2 protein-coding genes and 1 pseudogene are annotated in these 2,442 nt (G+C 71.5%); 2 read left to right on the top strand and 1 reads right to left on the bottom strand.

Going from position 1 to position 2,442, the window contains the following annotated elements; genetic code table 11:
* Window positions 1–374: pseudogene (locus tag G6018_RS10075) on the bottom strand (hypothetical protein); the annotation flags it as partial.
* Between the two features lie 144 nt (window positions 375–518).
* Between G6018_RS10075 and G6018_RS10070 the strand changes: the two are divergent.
* Window positions 519–1,823: a cytochrome P450 gene (locus G6018_RS10070; protein ID WP_347237847.1), complete on the top strand. Its 1,305-nt coding sequence runs from the start codon at window positions 519–521 to the stop codon at window positions 1,821–1,823.
* Window positions 1,824–1,887: 64 nt separating this feature from the next.
* Window positions 1,888–2,442, top strand: a 555-nt coding sequence (locus G6018_RS10065) for a putative glycolipid-binding domain-containing protein (protein ID WP_347237846.1), incomplete at its 3' end; no start/stop codon positions are given.

The raw sequence follows: 2,442 nt of genomic DNA, 5'->3' as shown, positions 1-2,442 counted from the left end.
GGCTGGTCCAGCCGCCACCACGCGGCCCCGTCCCAGCCGTACAGGAAGCCCAGGTAGAGGCCCTTGGACCGGGCGTGCTCGACCCCGCGTCGCCACCACCCCGGGGCGTCGCCGACGAGGTCCGTCCCGGCCTCTCCGGCACGCCCGCTGCCCTCCGTGAGGGAGAACTCGTGGTGCCAGCCGGCCAGGAGAGCGCGCCCCTCGCCGGGCCGGACGAGGGCCATCCACATCCCTTCCGCGCCGACCCAGTGCAGGGCCGAAGGTGTGGGCGGGGAGTGTTCCAGGCCCACCGCGGCGCGCACGGCGGCGTCCACGGCGAGGAGGGAGGCGATGTCGTCGGGCGTCGAGTCCAGGTCCACGGGGAGCAGGGCCATGGGCTCACGGTAGCCGGTGACCGCCACGGCGAGGTGACGATCGCGGTGAACGTCCGGCGACCCCTCGGTGTCCGGCCTCGGTCTTCGTTCGCCGGTCCGGCTGCGGCGACACCTGTCGACTCCTACGGTGTCACCATGGACAGTGTGACCACAGACGACGGCGTTCCCCCCGGGCCACGCCTACCCGGCCTGGTGCAGGCCCTGCTCGCACTCTCGGCCCCCGCGGCCGTCTTCCCGGCCGCCGCCAGGCGGTACGGGGTGCCGTTCAAGCTCGACCTGATGCCCAAGGGCCGGACGGTGGTCGCCGTCGCCGATCCCGCCGACGTCAAGGACGTCTTCGCCGGCTCGCCGTCGGTCTTCCACGCGGGCAAGGGCAACGAACTGCTGCGGCCGCTGTTGGGGGAACACTCTCTCCTCCTCCAGGACGGTGACGAACACGCGCGCGCCCGCCGGCTCCTCGCGCCGGCGTTCGGGCGCCGCGAGATCGAGGGGTACCGCTCGCTGGTCGAGGAGGTCACGACCGAGCAGTTGGATCGCTGGCCGAGATCGGGCCGGGTCCGTGCGCACGTCCTGTTCAGCGAGCTCACGCTCGAGGTGATCCTTCGCGTGGTGTTCGGGGTGACGGACTCGGCCCGCCTCGACCGGATGAGGCCGATCGTGGCGCGGGCGGTGGACGCCGGGCCGGTGGTGATGATCGGCATGGGCATCCTGCCGCTGCGCCGGTTCCGGCCGTGGAGCCGACAGGTCCGGGACCTCGCGACCATCCACGCCTTCCTGCATGAGGAGATCGAGACGACCCGCCGGGACCCGGCCCTGTCCGGGCGACGGGATCTGCTGGCACTGCTGGTGCGGGCGTCCGCCCAGGACGCGCAGGGGTTGTCCGACGAGGAGTTGCGCGACCAGCTGATGACCCTGGTGGCCGCAGGACACGAGACCACGGCCACCGCCATGGCGTGGTCGGTGCTCGAGCTGGCCCGGCATCCCGGGATCCAGGATCGATGTGTGTCCGAGATCGCCACCGGCGGCACGGAGTACCTGGACGCCGTGCTCAAGGAGTCCCTGAGACTGCACCCCGTCGTCCCGATGGTGATGCGGGAGCTGCAGGAACCCGCCACCGTAGGCGGCCGCACCTACCCGCGGGGGATGACCATCTCGCCGTCGATCATCCTGGCCCACCGCGCGCCGGCCGCCTACCCCGCGCCCAAGGAGTTCGACCCCGGCCGATTCCTCGGCGACGTCCCGACCCCCACCACCTGGCTGCCCTTCGGCGGCGGCGCCCGCCGGTGCATCGGTGCGTCCTTCGCGATGATGGAGGGCGAGGTGATCCTCCGGCAGGTGTTGGAGCGCTACCGGCTCGACCGCGTGGGCAGTGGCCACGAGTGGCCCAGGGCGCGGAACGTGACGCTGTATCCCTGGCGACGCGCACGGGTGGAGCTGCGACCGAGGTGACGCAGGGCCGCCGCGACGGGCCGGTGATGTGCGTTTCGGTGGAGATTTTCATACCGTAGGAGGGGTGAACGCTTCCCAGTCGCCCTCGCCGCAGGTCGAAGCGCCTCGCGCCTCGGCTCCCCGCATGTACACGTGGATCTCCGAGACCGGCAGGGTGATCGAGCAGGTGAGACTCGTCCGGAAGGGCGAGTCCTCCCGCGCCCGGGGTCGGATCGTCTCCGCCGCGCACCCCGACCACCAGGCGTTCACTCTGGAGTACCAGGTCGAGATCGGATCGGACCTGGCCCCTCACCGGGTGCAGCTGACCGTGTCCACCGAGGAGTACGAGCGCACCATCGACCTGGTCCGCGATGCCGAGGGCTCCTGGCTCCTGGACGACCCCTCCGACACCCGCTCCCGCGTGGGCGGCGACGGGGTGGTCGACGTGGACGTGACGTTCAGCGTGTTCTTCGCCAGCGTGATCAGCCGACGGCTCGGACTGCACTCGCAGCCCGGTTCGATCGAGCAGCGGGTGCTCTCGGTGGACTCCCTGACGCTCGACGTCACCGAGGACTCGGTCACCTTCTCCAGTGACGACGAGAAGGTCCACGGGATCACCGCCACCGCCGCCACGAGCGCG

Source organism: Dietzia sp. DQ11-44 (assembly GCF_014145205.1).
Classification (GTDB): domain Bacteria; phylum Actinomycetota; class Actinomycetes; order Mycobacteriales; family Mycobacteriaceae; genus Dietzia; species Dietzia natronolimnaea.
The sequence above is the reverse complement of the archived record's forward strand: the minus strand, read 5'-3'. Positions and strand labels throughout refer to the sequence as shown.